Genomic DNA, 15,911 nt, shown 5'->3' on the forward strand with positions numbered 1-15,911 from the left:
ATACTTATCACTTAAGCTCAGTTTGACAAAGGAAGAACTGATGAAACAAATTTTTAAAGCTATCGCGATGATAGTCATACTAGCTGGCACTATTGGCTCTGCTAGTGCAGAAAACATGAAAAAACTCGGCTCATTTAATGTGCACTACATGGCCATTGGCGCAACATTTTTAACCCCTGAAATTGCCAGAAGTTATGGCATAGAGCGCAGCCGATATAATGGTCTTATTAACATTTCAGTTCTTGATAATACCGTTGAAAACAACCCAGCGAAACAAGTAAGAATAACTGGCACCGCCCGAAATGACTTAGGACAAATCAAACAGTTATCATTTGACGAAGTCAAAGAAGGCCAAGCAATTTATTACTTAACGCAACTAAAATACAGTGATGAAGAAACGTATTATTTTGACTTAACCATTAGTGATGGCAAAGAAAGCCAACAATTAAAGTTTAAACAAAAATTTTACGTTGATTAATTGGCCAATAAAGCGCCAATAAAAACCTTAAAAAGCACCTAACATGGTGCTTTTTTTATTGCTGAAAACACAGCTTGTATACCTATTTTTGCAAGAGTAAGGTATTATGCTGGCCCTAAAAATCAAAACCTCTAGAGACGCTATTATGTCAACTATCGTGCTTGCTACAGGCAATAAAGGCAAAGTCAAAGAATTAGGTGCTTTACTTAGCGCCCACAAAATTAATGTCGTTCCGCAAAGCGACTTTAATGTTGAAGATGCTGAAGAAACCGGCACAACATTTATTGAAAATGCCATTATTAAAGCGCGACATGCAGCAAAAATTTCAGGCCTTGCAGCCATTGCCGACGATTCAGGTTTAGAGGTCGATGCCTTAAACGGCGAGCCAGGCATATACTCTGCTCGTTATGCTGGTGAAAGTGCTAGCGACAGCGACAATATTGATAAAGTACTTGCCGCCCTAAAAGATACGCCACAAGCACAGCGCAGCGCACGTTTTCATTGTGTACTGGTTTACATGAAACACCATTTAGATCCTACGCCCATTATTTGCCACGGCGTTTGGGAAGGCAGCATTAGCAATGAAAAAATCGGAGAACACGGCTTTGGCTACGATCCGGTATTTTGGCAAGAGCAATTGCAAATGACCGCAGCGCAATTAACGCGCGAGCAAAAAGGTCAATTAAGCCATCGTGGTAAAGCACTGCAGCAACTGTTAACACACTTTGAGTAATTTACCTTGGCAAATACTCAAATAGCTAATTCACTGTTACAGACACCACCTTTATCTTTGTACATCCATATTCCTTGGTGTGTGCAAAAATGCCCTTATTGCGATTTTAACTCCCATAGCCTGAAAGAAAAAATACCTGAGCAAGACTATGTTAACGCATTGATCGCAGATTTAGACGCAGATATTCAAAAATTTAAGTTGCAGCAGCGCCCCCTGCACAGCATTTTTATTGGTGGTGGCACGCCAAGTTTATTTTCAGCCGAGGCAATTCAGTCAATATTGTCACAAGTGCTTGCCCGATTTGTCCATGACAAAGATATTGAGATTACCTTAGAGGCAAACCCCGGCACGGTTGAAGCGGAAAAATTTAACGGCTTTGCTAAAGCAGGTGTTACCCGTTTATCAATTGGTGTTCAAAGCTTCTCTTCAGATAAATTAATTAAGCTTGGCCGTATTCACGACAGTGAACAAGCCAAAAAAGCGGCGAAATATGCCGTCAGCAGTGGCATTAAGAGTTTTAATTTAGACCTAATGCACGGTTTACCTAAACAGTCGGTTGAACACGCATTAGATGACTTAAAAACAGCCATTTCTTTAAAACCTGATCATATCTCATGGTATCAATTAACCATTGAACCTAATACCGCTTTTCACTCGAAACCTCCGACTTTACCGCAAGATGAAATACTGTGGGATATTCAAGACCAAGGCATGAAATTACTCAGCGATGCGGGTTATCAGCAATATGAAATTTCTGCGTATGCAAAAAGCGACAACAAACGTTGCCAACATAATTTAAATTATTGGCAATTTGGTGACTACTTAGGAATTGGTTGTGGCGCACATGGTAAGATTACCGATATAAATAGTCATAGTATTTACCGAACGGTTAAGGTTAAGCACCCTAAAGGTTATCTTGATCAAACACGCGACTTTGTTGATCATTTAAACACAGTAACCGCTGACGAGTTACCGTTTGAATTTATGATGAACCAACTGCGCCTGCAACAAGCCTTCTCGCTTGATGATTTTGAAAAAACGACCGGCTTAACCCGTGACGTAATTATTGAAAAGCTAAAAATTGCAGAGCAAAAAGAATTACTGCAGGCCAATCATCAAGCGAAAACGTGGCAAGTAAGTCCGTTAGGCCATCGTTATTTAAATGATCTATTAGAGCTGTTTTTATGAGTGATAAAGATACCCTTTTTATGCAACGGGCATTTGAACTTGCCCAGATTGCTGAACAACATGATGAGATCCCCGTTGGCGCTGTTGTTGTCGCAGACGGGAAGATTATCGGCGAAGGTTTTAATCAATCAATCATGCTAAATGACCCTTCTGCGCATGCTGAAATGTTAGCCATTAGAGCGGCAGGAAAACACCTTGAAAACTATCGTATGCTTGACTGCACGCTGTATGTCACCTTAGAGCCCTGCCCTATGTGTGCAGGCTTATTAGTGCATAGCCGTATAAAACGTTTAGTGTATGCCAGTGCTGATTTAAAAACAGGTGCTGCCAATAGCGTATTTAATTTAGTGGCAAATGATAAATTAAATCATCAACTCGACGTTACCAGTGGCGTTATGGCCAAGCAATGCAGCGAGCTTATTTCAGCATTTTTTAAACGCCGCAGGGCCGAAAAAAAAGCACAAAAGAAGGCAAGTCAGTTAACAGACTAGATTAAGCGATGCTTAGGGAAAATAGTTAGCTTAAATATGGTGTAAAAGAAAGTAAAAAACGCGTCGCAGGTAACGCTGATTTCATCTATAGGGAATTGGGTTAATCTAAATTAAAAACTAAATTAATGCCTCAAAAACAACAGCGTATTAACAATCTGATGCTCTACTTTCATTGGTTACGCTTTCAATCGTTAAGCTTTGAGTAAACTGCAGGTGACGACGGTTTAACATTTTAGTGTGATGTCGTTGCATTTGACGACGACGTTGTGTACTTGCAAATGATTTTTTAATTCTCATAATTTTTACCTAATTAATATCAATGATGTTGTTAAATGTTTGAACTTCAATAGCATGTTTTAAGTATATGTAACATTTAAAACGCTTATTTGATTATTACTCAAGTTTATGACATTTAAATGACATAAATTGTAATAGTTTGTGACCTTTGTAACTTTACTAAACGCATTACAAAGCAGCGCTTAACATTTAAAAACCAAGCAAAAACAACCATTAAAGCTAACATTTTAAAATAACGAACAAATACTCATGAAAAAAAGCCTCCTTTTCACCCTTACAGTGTTACTTAGCTGTAATGAAGTTATCGCCAATCAGTTCATTGATCCCATCGATGGCATGTTTGACGCTTCTCAGTATTTATCTGAAAACGCCTATGGTTTTCTGCCTGTGCCGATCATTATTTCTGATCCGGCTGTTGATGGCGGCTTAGGTATGATGGGTTTATTTTTCCATGAAGACGAAGCCGAAAAAGACGCCAGAATGGCATTGATGAAATCTAAAGACAGTGATGCCGGGCAACACCTACTACCGCCAAGCATTTCAGCAGGCTTTGGCGCATATACTGGTAACGATTCTTATTTTATTGGTGGCGGTCATTTGGGCTTTTTTCAACAAGGCAAGATTCGCTACATGGGCGGAGGCGGCTACGGTGATGTTAATCTTGATTTTTATGGTATTGGCGATATTGCACTGACCAAACCATTGCAATTAAATACGCAAGCCACCGTTATTTTGCAGTCGCTTAAGTTTAAACTTGGTGATAGCGCCTTTTATCTTGGCCCTAGCCAACGCTACATAAATGCTGATATCGCACCAAGCAATATTGATGACTTTCTTAATTTCATTCCGCCGTTATTACAAGAAAAATTAAGCGAATTATTACATCAAAAAGTGACCACTTCTGGGCTAGGATTCAGCATTGAATATGATACGCGCAATAACTTTTTCTCGCCAAATATTGGCTTAAAATACGAGCTCAATCATTATTGGTTTAACGAGGCGATTGGCTCTGATATTAATTATCAATTAACCGAATTTGAAGCGCTGCATTATTTCCACATCAGTGATAAATGGTTTGGCGGCATTAAAGCTGAGCTGCAATATGCAAACAGTGACGAATTATTGCCTCCTTATGCAACTCCCACTATTTCGATGCGCGGTATTCCATCAGGGCGCTACCAAGCTAACGCCGTCGCTTTAACTGAATTTGAACTGAGTTATCAAATTAACCAACGTTGGCAAACGAATGTTTTTGCCGGCGCAGGTAAAATAAATAATGAGTTTAATTCGCTATTTTCAAGTGGTAGTAAAGTTAGTAAAGGTATCGGCTTTCGTTATTTAATTGCCAGAAGGTACGGTTTTAAAATGGGCGTCGACCTTGCAAAAGGCCCTGAAGAAAATGTCGTTTATATCCAAGCAGGCTCAGCTTGGTAGCAGCCTGCTTGAATAGACTTAATTAGAACGCTTAATTAGCACCGGTTAATTGGAACACTTCATTAGTACGTGAATTACTGCGTGTTATTTTCGCTATCAAGCTTGGGCTCAGATGTTTGTTCATCACCTTTAAGGTCGTTAACATTAGCCGCGAGATCTTTTTCAAGCTGGCGCTCTTGTTCTAGCTGACGACCTTGTTCCAGCAGCTGCTGCGCCGCTAATTCTGCTGCCGCCTGAGCCTTAGACTTTTCATCCATCCACGTTAAGGTATCGTAATAACGGCGAATATTTTCAACATACTTAACTGGCTCGTCGCCTCTGGCATAGCCATATTTGGTATTTTTATAATATTTTTTCTGCTTAAGTAGTGGCAATCGAGTTTTCACTTCAACCCAACGATCTGGGTCGCCACCTTGGCGCTGAGTAATAATGCGCGCATCATTTAAATGACCAAAGCCGACATTATAAGCCGCTAATGCAAACCAAGTTCGGTCAGGCGTTGGAATGCGCGCTGGCATTTTATCAATCATGCGTTTGAAGTATTTTGCGCCGCCGCGAATGCTTTGTTCAACATCTAAGCGACTTTTTATGCCCATTTGTTTCGCCGTCGACAAGGTCAACATCATCATACCTCGCACCCCAGTATATGAGCGAGCATGCGGTTCCCAATGCGATTCTTGATAACTAATGGCAGCAAGTAAACGCCAATCAATTTCTTGACTGTGCTTTTCAAAATACCCTTGGTATTTAGGTAGCTTCTTTTCTATTGCTTGAATAAATAAACGGGTATCAACGTAATTGAATTTTTCAACGTGACCGTAATATTTATCGTCTAAGGTTAACAAAGTGCCGTCGTGATGCACCTTACCAAAAAATTCAACTAAGCTCGCCAGTAAGGTATCGTCACCGTCTTTTTTTAAAGCCCAAGCAATTGGTTCAGGGGATTGAATGGTAAAGCCGATACTAATTTCAGGATAATAACGACGTTGAATAGCTAAGGTATTACTGTCGATTACTGTGTAGTCAATTTCATCCGCTAAGACACTAATGAGCAGCTCTTCACTGTCATAGTCGGCAGTTTCTTGCCAGTTAAGCTCGTTATTGATTTTTTGTAATTTTTCTAGATTTTCAACATGACTTGAATTAGCCGTTACCATCAAGCTACCCGTGAGATCGGTCACTTGCCTAGGTCGCACTTTGCCTTGTTTGAAAACCAGCTTTTGACTAATTTCATCGTAACTTGGCGCAAAATCAAATTGCGCTAAACGATTTGGTGTAACCGCCAAACCCGCAGCAAGCAGGTCGACTTGTCCGTTATTTAATTTTTCAAATAAGTCTTCAAGGTTATAACTAGGGACTATTTTTAACTCGACGCCAAGACTGTCGGCAAATTTTTTAGCTAGCTCATATTCAAAGCCAGCGGGCCCCTCGGCTGCAATATAATAATTGTTGGGGCCAAATATTGTGCCCACTTGCACATATCCGCGGTCGACAATTCGCTGCAAATGCGTACGAGTATCTTGCTGCTCGCAAGAAAGGAGCATAAAGGAAACTAGGAAAATTAACCCTTTCAAAAGGTTTATTTTTTTGAGCAATTTATTTTTTATCTTGGTCATAGATTATCATTGTGGCGTGAATTAGATTTTTCATAAAGTCTTTTTTGTTTTTTGTGACAATAATCATTCGCAGAATGGTTTTATTCCTTATCAAAGCTAATCATTTCAACTATAATACGCGCGATTTTTATCCTTAATAATCCACAACTAATTTAACCCGGTGAAATAGACTATGTCGATGTTAATGAAAACCCTTCGTGGCGCGCCAGCACTTTCTGAATTTAGAGTAAAAAAATTACTTGCTCAATGTGCTCAACTGCAGCTACCTGTTACAGATATTTATGCTGAATATGCGCACTTTGCTCATCTTTCTGCAGAGCTTAGCCAAGAAGAGTTTCAAGTTTTACAGCAACTGCTTAAGTATGGCCCAACCATTGAAGAACACGAACCTGTAGGTCAGTTTTTATTAGTAACTCCTCGCCCTGGTACTATTTCACCTTGGTCTTCTAAATCAACGGATATCGCGCATAACTGTGGATTATCAAGCGTTGTTCGTTTAGAGCGTGGTTTAGCCTATTACATTACAGGCGATACGTTAACAGCTGAGCAACAAGTACAATTAAATAGCTTATTGCACGATCGCATGATGGAAACAGTATTTACTGAAATGAATCAAGCGACATCGTTATTTGCCAGTGCTGAACCAGGCAAGTTAACCATTATTGATATTGAAAAAGGCGGCAAACAAGCATTAATTGATGCCAACAGCGACTTAGGTTTAGCGCTTGCTGATGATGAAGTTAATTACCTATTTGAAAACTTCACTAAGCTTGGCCGTAACCCGCACGATATTGAGCTTTACATGTTTGCCCAAGCAAACTCTGAGCATTGTCGTCATAAAATTTTCAATGCTGACTGGACTATTGATGGCGTAAAACAGCCAAAATCACTATTTAAAATGATCCGCAATACCCACGAAGTGAACAGCGATTACGTACTAAGCGCTTATAAAGATAACGCTGCGGTAATGGTAGGTAATAAAGGCGGTCGTTTCTTTGCTAACCCAGAAACCAACGAATACAGCTACAACCACGAAGACATTCAAATTCTAATGAAGGTTGAAACTCATAACCATCCTACGGCAATTTCACCTTACCCAGGTGCTGCAACAGGCAGCGGTGGTGAAATTCGTGATGAAGGCGCAACCGGTATTGGTTCAAAACCAAAAGCAGGTTTAGTGGGTTTCTCTGTATCAAACTTACGTATTCCAAATTTTGAACAACCTTGGGAAACTGATTTTGGCAAACCGTCACGTATTGTGTCAGCCCTAGATATTATGATCGAAGGCCCATTAGGCGGCGCGGCATTTAACAACGAATTTGGTCGCCCAGCGATTTTAGGTTATTTCCGTACTTTTGAGGAAGAAGTGAATTCTTTCAACGGCACTGAAGTTCGTGGTTACCACAAGCCGATTATGCTTGCTGGTGGTTTAGGTAACATTCGTGACGAGCACGTGCAAAAAGGTGACATTGTTGTTGGCGCAAACTTAATTGCCTTAGGTGGCCCAGCAATGAACATTGGTTTAGGCGGCGGCGCTGCGTCAAGTATGGCTTCTGGTCAGTCTGCTGAAAACTTAGACTTTGCTTCAGTACAACGTGAAAACCCAGAAATGGAACGTCGTTGTCAGGAAGTTATCGATAAATGTTGGCAGTTAGGCGATGCTAACCCAATTCTATTTATTCATGATGTTGGCGCAGGTGGTTTATCAAATGCCTTCCCTGAGCTTGTATCAGACGGCGGCCGTGGCGGCGTATTTGAACTTCGCAACGTACCAAATGATGAGCGCAGCATGGCGCCTCATGAAATTTGGTGTAACGAGTCACAAGAACGTTATGTATTAGCGGTTTCTGACGAGCAGCTTGCACAATTCACCGCAATTTGTCAGCGTGAACGCGCACCATTTGCTGTTGTTGGCCGTGCCACCGAAGAAGAACATTTAACCGTGACTGATGAACACTTTAAAGGTGACTCAGTAAACGATACGCCAATTGATTTACCACTTGACGTATTATTAGGTAAAACACCAAAAATTATTAAAGACGTTAAATCAGTTGCCCCTGCCGGTGATGAATTAGCACTTGAAAATGTATCTTTAGCAGAAGCGGCAGACAGAATTTTAAGCTTGCCAACCGTTGCTGAAAAAACGTTCCTTATTACCATTGGCGATCGCTCAGTAACCGGTATGGTTAATCGCGACCAAATGGTTGGTCCTTGGCAAGTACCAGTAGCAGATTGCGGCGTAACAGCTTCTGCCCTTGACTCTTACCACGGCGAAGCCATGTCGTTAGGTGAACGCACGCCAGTTGCTTTATTAAACTTTGGCGCATCAGCGCGTTTAGCGGTGGCTGAGTCATTAACGAATATTGCCGGTACAGATATTGGTGATTTGAATCGCATCAAGCTTTCGGCTAACTGGATGTCGCCAGCCGGTCACCCAGGTGAAGACGCAGGTTTATACGAAGCAGTAAAAGCCATTGGTGAAGAACTTTGTCCTGCGCTTGGTTTAACCATTCCTGTAGGCAAAGATTCAATGTCGATGAAAACCCAATGGCAAGAAAATGGTGAAGAAAAATCTGTAACTTCTCCTATGTCATTAATCATTACCGCCTTTGGCGCCGTTGAAGATATTCGTAAAACCGTAACTCCTCAATTAAGAACAGATTTAGGCGATACCCGCATTGTTGCTATCGACTTATCAAAAGGTAAAAACCGCTTAGGTGGCTCTTGTTTAGCGCAAGTTTACAAGCAGCTTGGCACACAAACGCCAGACGTTGACAGCCCAGAAATTTTGAAAGGTTTCTTCAACGCGATGCAAACCTTGGTTCGCGATGAAAAACTTATCGCCTATCATGACCGTTCAGACGGTGGTTTATTCACCTCAATCGTGGAAATGGCCTTTGCTGGTCACACAGGTGTTGATGTTGATTTATCTAAGCTAAGCGGTGACAACCTATCGGTGCTATTTAATGAAGAGCTAGGTGCGGTCATTCAAATTAAAGAGTCTGACGTTGACGCGATTCACGCTATTTTTGATGAGCACGGCATTTCTGAGTGTTGTACTGATGTTGCCCGTTTAAATAACGAAGACACTATTCGCTTTAGCCGTGACGGTGAAGTCGTGCTTGAAAACTCTCGCACATACTACCGCACTACGTGGGCGCAAACGACCTTCAAAATGCAGTCACTTCGTGATAACCCAGAATGTGCACAGCAAGAGCACGACGTTAAATTCGATACTGAAGATCCGGGCTTAAACGCTGCCCTGACTTTCGATATTAATGAAGACATTGTTAGTGATTTAATCGTAAAAGATGCACAAAACGGCTCTCACCCTAAAGTGGCTATTTTACGTGAGCAAGGTGTTAACTCGCACGTAGAAATGGCAGCAGCATTTGACCGCGCTGGCTTTAAAGCAATTGACGTGCACATGTCTGACATTTTATCAGGCCGCACTGACTTAGCAGATTTTAACGGTTTGGTTGCTTGTGGCGGTTTCTCTTACGGTGATGTATTAGGTGCTGGTGAAGGTTGGGCAAAATCAATTTTATTTAACCCAAGCGCGCGTGAAATGTTCAAAACCTTCTTCCACCGTGAAGACACTTTCAGTTTAGGTGTCTGTAACGGTTGTCAGATGTTATCGAACTTAAAAGAAATCATCCCAGGTAGTGAAGCATGGCCGCGATTTGTACAAAATAAATCAGAGCGTTTTGAAGCACGCTTTAGCTTAGTTGAAATTCAAGAAAGCCCGTCGGTGTTCTTTAAAGGCATGGAAGGCTCTCGTATGCCAATCGCTGTTTCTCATGGTGAAGGTCGTACTGAATTTACCTCTGAAGATGCCATTGCTAATGCTAACGATTCTGGCACAGTATCAATGCGTTATATTAATAACTACGGTGATGTTACTGAAACTTACCCGGCGAACCCGAACGGTTCACCAGATGGTATTACTTCATTAACGACAACCGATGGTCGTGTCACCATTATGATGCCACACCCTGAACGTGTATTTAGAACCGTTGCTAACTCTTGGCACCCTGACGAGTGGTTAGAAGACTCGCCATGGGTTCGCATGTTCCGCAACGCACGTAAATTTATCGGTTAATCGCTTAATCGGTTATCGAAAAAGCAAAGCACTGCTAAATAGCGCTTAGCTATTGTTAAAAAAACCAGTAACTTAGCTTACTGGTTTTTTTATGCCTACAACTTTTTAGCTCGGTAATAAATCAATCGACATTAGGGTCTGTTGATCTTTCGAGGTTAAATTTTGTTCAAAGTAAACGCTTTTTGTTCAAGGCGTGAACAACACAGCATGGTTGTTCCATGTAAGTTGTGAACAACGATGAAGAAATAGCGTTTAGTTGAACCCCAAGGGCAGCGTTTCTAGGCATTTAACCATCATTATTGCGCTTTCATGTGGAATAACCACATAGCAATCACAATGCTTTGTCTAAATACCGATAAACTGCTGCAAAAATAAACACGAAAGATCAACAGCCCCTAGTATCGTTTTAAGTCGCCTATTAACTTGTTATAATCAGCGCAGAATTGTTGCGCCGAATTTTTTCCATAGCGCGCAGCAGGTTAACGTTTAAACCTTTTAGGTAGTTCACAATGAAAAATAGTTTATCGAGTCTTAGCGATCTAGCTGCGGCTTTTGGTAAAGCCCCTATCGAAGAAAAAAATGAAGTTAACGACGACTCGTTAGTTTATTCAACCGATAGCGGTCGTATTAAACAGCCAAAACAAAAAGCTAACGTAACGCCAAGTGACGGTTTTGCAAAAGTGCGCAGAGAAACCAAAGGCCGAAAAGGTAAAGGTGTTATCGTGATCAGTGGTTTAGGGTTAGAAAGTGACGCGCTAAAAGCATTGGCGAAAAAACTTAAAAAAACCTGTGGCACCGGTGGTAGCGTTGTTGGCGAAACCATTGAAGTGCAAGGCGACAAGCGCGATGTGATTAAAACGGTTTTAGAAAAAGAAGGCTTTAAAGTAAAGTTCATTGGTGGCTAACTGACTGTGTTGTCGTAACTCTGCAGTACCATTATTCTCTACTAGCTCAGACTTGGTTTTTAATGGTACTCTCGCCTTCGCCCCTTTGCCCCTTTCACTCTTTCTTATTTTATTGCTGAAGCTGATACTTTCTCAGTTTCATCGCAATTTTATTATGAGAAACACCTAACCTTTTCGCTAATTTTCGCGTTGTTGGATAATGCGGCAATAACTGCTTGAGTAAGCTTTTCTCAAAAAGCTGTTGAGCACTTTGCCAGTCTTGAATATCTGCTATTTGCTCATTTTGTACTACACCAAGGTGCTCTTGATTGTCATGGATGTTGTGATGAGCAATATCCGTTGGACGTTCACTAAAGTGACCAAAATCAGCCAGCGCTTCATTTAGCTCTTTTGCTTCAATTTGCCCGCTTTTATTCAGTGCGACCACTCGAAATAAAATATTTTGCAATTGGCGAATGTTACCCGGCCAACTAAAGGCTTTTAGTCGCGCTAAAGCTTGCTCAGTTAAATGGGGTTTTACTTGATCAACTTGCAACGCTGAGCTTTCAATAAAGTGCTGACTTAATAAGGCAATATCATCAATTCGATCGCGCAGCGGTGGCAAGGTTAATGTTAAAACATTTAAACGATAAAATAAGTCTTCGCGAAAATGCTGTAATTGTAATAAGCGTTCAAATTGCTGATGACTGGCACTAATAATGCGGACATTGGCGGTTAATTCTTTAGTGCCACCTAAACGTCGAAAGCGAAAGTCTTGCAAAAAACGTAACAGCTTTGCTTGCAAGTAAGTCGACATTTCGGCAATTTCATCAAGAAAAATGGTTCCGCCTTCGGCAAGTTCAAATAAGCCCGGTTTGCCGCCTTTTTGTGCGCCAGTAAATGCCCCTTGCGCATAACCGTAAAGCTCACTTTCTAATAAATTTTCGGGCAATGCCGCGCAATTTATTGCCAAAAAAGGTGATTTAGCGCGAGCACTGGCTTGATGAATAGCGCGTGCCACCAATTCTTTACCAGTACCAGTTTCACCGCTGATCAGCACAGGCAATTCTAATTTAGCAAAACGTAGCGTTTGCTCTTTCAGCACTTTAATTTTAGTTGATTGCCCAATAATGTGATCGAGCGTCTGCGCTTTATCGGCTTGCATTAATGATATCTGTCGACCGAGTGATTTCATGGTACGTAGCACGAGCACGCCACCGTTTATTTTGTCATCAATTAATACTGGGGTAAGCTCAGCAAGATAGGCTTTTCCTAAAAAGTGAACTGAAGTGGTAATGGCTTTGTCTTGGATTAAGCTTTGATAGCTAGGTTCGATAAAGTCATCTATCACGCGGTTATTTAAGCTTTGCTGCTGCTCAGCTAATAAATGTTGCGCGGCTTGGTTAAGTAATAATATTTTACCATCGTGGTTTATATCGATCATAGGATCCGGCATACGCGATAATAAGGTATGCATATGATGTGCTTTTAATTCGGTCGGTAAAAATTCAATTTCAATGCAGCTTTTAATGCCCTCGATAGTCGCCAAACTGCGATTAATATCAATAAGCGAAAGTTTAGTTTCGTCAATATGTACGTAAGTTACAAATGCCTCAACTTCAATCGCGCGAAGATCCCACGAGCGCTTGGCAAATACCGCTAGAATTTCTTGGCTAATACCGATTCGGTCGGTCGACTCTATTTTTAATCGCATTTTTGCGCCACTTTGTAATATTTTTATGACTGTAACCACAGTATTACAAAGTAATATTAAAGCGCCTAATCCGTGTAAGCCATACACGCTATGGCTTAGGTAAAGAACACTTCACACCCGTTGTAATATTTTTATGACAACTCAAAATAAGCAAGCGATCACCCAACCAAAGAATAACGATAAATCATTGTTTTAATTACAAATTAACAAGAGTGAATAATCAGGCACTGGTGTTGCATTAACTTAAGCTAATAAAACAACAATAAATTAAGCCGTTAATAGAGCGAATAGTTATGACAACAAGTAAACACATAGAAACCCAAGCAATTCACGCAGGTCGAATTAATGACGAGCAATTTGGTTCATTAGCGACACCTCTATATCAAACATCTACCTTTATTTTTGACGATGCCGCACAAGGCGCTCGTCGCTTTGCCGGCGAAGAAGAAGGTTTTATCTACAGCCGCTTAGGTAACCCGACCACACGCCAACTTGAAATGCGGGTTGCGACTATGGAAGGTATGGACGATGGCGCAGCAACAGCAACCGGTATGGGCGCAGTGTCAGCAGCGTTATTGGCCAATTTACAAGCGGGTGATCATATTATTTCTTCTAACGCGATATACGGATGCTCGTATGCGTTAATTAATCATATGTTGGCGCGCTTTGGCATAGAAGCTTCATTTGTTGATATGAGCAATGCCGACAATATCGACGCGGCGATCAAAGAAAATACCAAGGTAATTTTTTGCGAAACCCCGATAAACCCTAACCTAGTGGTGCTTGATTTGGCGGCCATTGCTAAAGTTGCCCAAAAGCACGGCATTTTATCAATTGTGGACAATACCTTTTTAACACCAGTGCTTCAGCAACCGGCACAGTACGGCATTGATCTAGTAGTACACAGCGCCACAAAATATTTAAACGGTCATGGCGATGTAGTTGCCGGTATTATTTGCGGTAGTCGTGAAATGATCGCTCATATTAAAGGAACTGCATTAAAAGATATTGGCGCCACTATTAGCCCACACGATGCTTGGCTAATATTGCGTGGCTTAAAAACCTTGCCGATCCGCATGGAAAGGCATTGCAGCAACGCACAAAAAGTTGCTGAATTTTTAGAAGCTCACCCTTTAGTGAGCCAAGTGTATTACCCGGGCTTAAGCTCTCATTCTGGCCATAAATTTATCGGTAAGCAAATGAAGGCAGCTGGTGGCGTGATTGCCTTTGAGTTAGATTGTAATCTGAGCCAAGGCGAGCGTTTTATTAATCAATTAAAACTATTTTCGATTGCCGTTAGTTTAGGTGATGCCGAGTCGTTAGTGCAACACCCAGCGTCGATGACTCATTCACCATACAGCCAAGAGGAACGCTTGGCGGCGGGCATTAGTGACTCGCTTATTCGCATATCGGTTGGTTTAGAAAACAGCGAAGATTTAATTGACGATTTAGAGCAGTCGTTAGCGCAGTTAGCACAAATAAAAAAAATAAAAGCCGCTTAACAAGCGGCAATTAATAAAGTATAACAAAACACAAGGCGTGATTATTTTTGTTCCGTAATCGCGCTAAGTTTAGGTAATAAGCGCGACTTAATTACCTCAACTTGCTCAACGGTATATGGCGTTAATGCTTGCTGTCCCCAAATAGGTTTTGGCCAACTCACATCGGTTTTAAAACGCACCACATGATGAACGTGTAATTGAGGGACCACATTGCCTAAGGCGGCAACATTCATTTTGTCACCAGCAAACTCTTGCATTAACAATTCACTTAACATGCTCGATTCATTTAAAAATTGCTGTTGGTCCTGCCAGTCTAATTGATAAATATCTTGAACATCAGTAACACGTGGTACCAAGATAAACCATGGGTAAGCACTGTCGTTACATAATAATAACTGGCATAAAGGCAAATCGGCTAATACATAACAATCATTTTCTAATTGCTCGGCTAGCTTAAATTGTTCAGACATATTCGGATCCTATTTTCGTTTATTTTTTCGTCCACGACCACGTGCGGCTTTTTTCGCTTCACGTGCGGCAACTTTTTCCGCTTCTAGTTTGGCAAAACGTTCGTTTTCTTCAATGACCATTTCAGGCAATTCAAAGGTTAATGCGCCTAGGGTTTTATCTCTAATTTCATTAATTAAAATCGCGGATGCTTTATGAAAGTCGACATGACCGCCGCTTTTCACGCAACCTCGATTTTTACCAATGGCTTCAATTAAATCAACTTCTTGCTGCGGTGTGTGCTCAAGTTTATAACGGGTCATTACGCGCTCAGGGTACGCTTGTAATAAGTATTCTGCGGCAAAAAACGCGATGTCTTCATGATCAAACGCTGTATCTTTCACTGCGCCAGAAACCGCAAGGCGATAACCACTGTTTTCATTGGCAATTTTAGGCCATAACATGCCAGGGGTATCAAACAAATAAAGCCCGTCTTCTAAACGAATACGTTGCTGGCCTTTGGTTACCGCAGGCTCGTTACCGACTTTTGCTTTGGTTTTACCAACTAAAGTATTAATTAATGTCGACTTGCCAACATTCGGAATGCCCATGATCACCGCATTAATTTGTTTACCGGTTGCATCTTTATGTGGCACCAGTTTGCGAATTAACGACGGAATTAATTTAGCTGTAGCTGAATTATCGGTTGTTAATGCAATCGCTTTTACGTTGTGTTGCGACTCTAAGTAGTCTAACCACACTTGTGTTAATTCAGGATCGGCTAAGTCACTTTTATTTAAGATTTTGATCAACGGTTTATCACCACGAATTTCGGTGATCATTGGGTTTTCACTACTAAATGGCAAGCGTGCGTCACACACTTCGATAACAACATCTATTTGTGGAAGGATTTCTTTTATTTCTTTTTGGGCCTTATGCATATGCCCGGGAAACCAATTAATTGCCATAGTATTTTTAAGATCAAGATAAAGTGGTTGCGATTCTAACAAACATTGTTGTTTTAA

At 41.1% G+C, this 15,911-nt stretch carries 13 protein-coding genes; 8 read left to right on the top strand and 5 right to left on the bottom strand.

The genetic code is table 11. From position 1 onward, the window contains the following. Positions 1 to 40: 40 nt before the first annotated feature. The 4 genes from ACRRSQ_RS03590 (at position 41) to tadA (ending at position 2,890) form a co-directional block, all read left to right on the top strand. Positions 41 to 478 (top strand): DUF4426 domain-containing protein, encoded by a 438-nt coding sequence (locus tag ACRRSQ_RS03590; RefSeq protein ID WP_440874335.1) that lies wholly within the window; start codon positions 41 to 43, stop codon positions 476 to 478. Positions 479 to 623: 145 nt separating this feature from the next. Then, positions 624 to 1,211: an XTP/dITP diphosphatase gene (locus ACRRSQ_RS03595; RefSeq protein WP_440874336.1), complete on the top strand. Its 588-nt coding sequence runs from the start codon at positions 624 to 626 to the stop codon at positions 1,209 to 1,211. 6 nt (positions 1,212 to 1,217) lie between these two features. Continuing rightward, positions 1,218 to 2,399: a radical SAM family heme chaperone HemW gene (gene hemW / locus ACRRSQ_RS03600; RefSeq protein WP_440874337.1), complete on the top strand. Its 1,182-nt coding sequence runs from the start codon at positions 1,218 to 1,220 to the stop codon at positions 2,397 to 2,399. Next, complete coding sequence (gene tadA / locus ACRRSQ_RS03605) at positions 2,396 to 2,890, top strand: tRNA adenosine(34) deaminase TadA (protein ID WP_440874338.1); 495 nt, start codon at positions 2,396 to 2,398, stop codon at positions 2,888 to 2,890. Before hemW ends, tadA begins: the two co-directional genes overlap by 4 nt. 147 nt (positions 2,891 to 3,037) lie before the next feature. On the opposite strand, the gene ACRRSQ_RS03610 is transcribed toward tadA, so the two are convergent. After that, complete coding sequence (locus tag ACRRSQ_RS03610) at positions 3,038 to 3,187, bottom strand: hypothetical protein (protein ID WP_440874339.1); 150 nt, start codon at positions 3,185 to 3,187, stop codon at positions 3,038 to 3,040. Positions 3,188 to 3,436: 249 nt separating this feature from the next. Between ACRRSQ_RS03610 and ACRRSQ_RS03615 the strand changes: the two genes are divergently transcribed. Beyond that, positions 3,437 to 4,621 carry a BamA/TamA family outer membrane protein gene (locus tag ACRRSQ_RS03615; RefSeq protein ID WP_440874340.1) on the top strand — a complete coding sequence of 395 codons (1,185 nt, stop codon included), beginning with the start codon at positions 3,437 to 3,439 and terminating at the stop codon, positions 4,619 to 4,621. A 74-nt stretch (positions 4,622 to 4,695) separates the two neighbouring features. Here the strand turns inward: ACRRSQ_RS03615 and mltF are convergent, their stop codons facing one another. Next, entirely contained in the window at positions 4,696 to 6,165 is a 1,470-nt protein-coding gene (gene mltF / locus ACRRSQ_RS03620) for a membrane-bound lytic murein transglycosylase MltF (RefSeq protein WP_440874341.1), read from the bottom strand. Between the two features lie 256 nt (positions 6,166 to 6,421). On the opposite strand from mltF, the gene purL reads away from it, so the two are divergent. Both purL and ACRRSQ_RS03630 read left to right on the top strand, forming a co-directional pair. Next, positions 6,422 to 10,339, top strand: a complete 3,918-nt coding sequence (gene purL, locus ACRRSQ_RS03625; protein WP_440874342.1) for a phosphoribosylformylglycinamidine synthase — start codon at positions 6,422 to 6,424, stop codon at positions 10,337 to 10,339. Between the two features lie 509 nt (positions 10,340 to 10,848). Then, positions 10,849 to 11,244, top strand: a complete 396-nt coding sequence (locus tag ACRRSQ_RS03630; protein ID WP_440874343.1) for a stress response translation initiation inhibitor YciH — start codon at positions 10,849 to 10,851, stop codon at positions 11,242 to 11,244. Positions 11,245 to 11,353: 109 nt separating this feature from the next. Here the strand turns inward: ACRRSQ_RS03630 and ACRRSQ_RS03635 are convergent, their stop codons facing one another. Then, positions 11,354 to 12,937, bottom strand: coding sequence for a sigma 54-interacting transcriptional regulator (locus tag ACRRSQ_RS03635; protein WP_440874344.1), 1,584 nt, complete (start codon positions 12,935 to 12,937; stop codon positions 11,354 to 11,356). 293 nt (positions 12,938 to 13,230) lie between these two features. On the opposite strand from ACRRSQ_RS03635, the gene megL reads away from it, so the two are divergent. Next, a complete protein-coding gene (megL, locus tag ACRRSQ_RS03640; protein ID WP_440874345.1) occupies positions 13,231 to 14,439 on the top strand; it encodes a methionine gamma-lyase in 1,209 nt (402 codons plus the stop codon). Between the two features lie 41 nt (positions 14,440 to 14,480). On the opposite strand, the gene ACRRSQ_RS03645 is transcribed toward megL, so the two are convergent. Further along, complete coding sequence (locus ACRRSQ_RS03645; protein WP_440874346.1) at positions 14,481 to 14,909, bottom strand: HIT domain-containing protein; 429 nt, start codon at positions 14,907 to 14,909, stop codon at positions 14,481 to 14,483. 9 nt (positions 14,910 to 14,918) lie between these two features. Continuing rightward, positions 14,919 to 15,854: a ribosome biogenesis GTPase YlqF gene (gene ylqF, locus ACRRSQ_RS03650; RefSeq protein WP_440874789.1), complete on the bottom strand. Its 936-nt coding sequence runs from the start codon at positions 15,852 to 15,854 to the stop codon at positions 14,919 to 14,921. Positions 15,855 to 15,911 lie beyond the last annotated feature (57 nt).

This window comes from Thalassotalea sp. PLHSN55 (assembly GCF_052030545.1).
GTDB lineage: Bacteria > Pseudomonadota > Gammaproteobacteria > Enterobacterales > Alteromonadaceae > CANMXU01.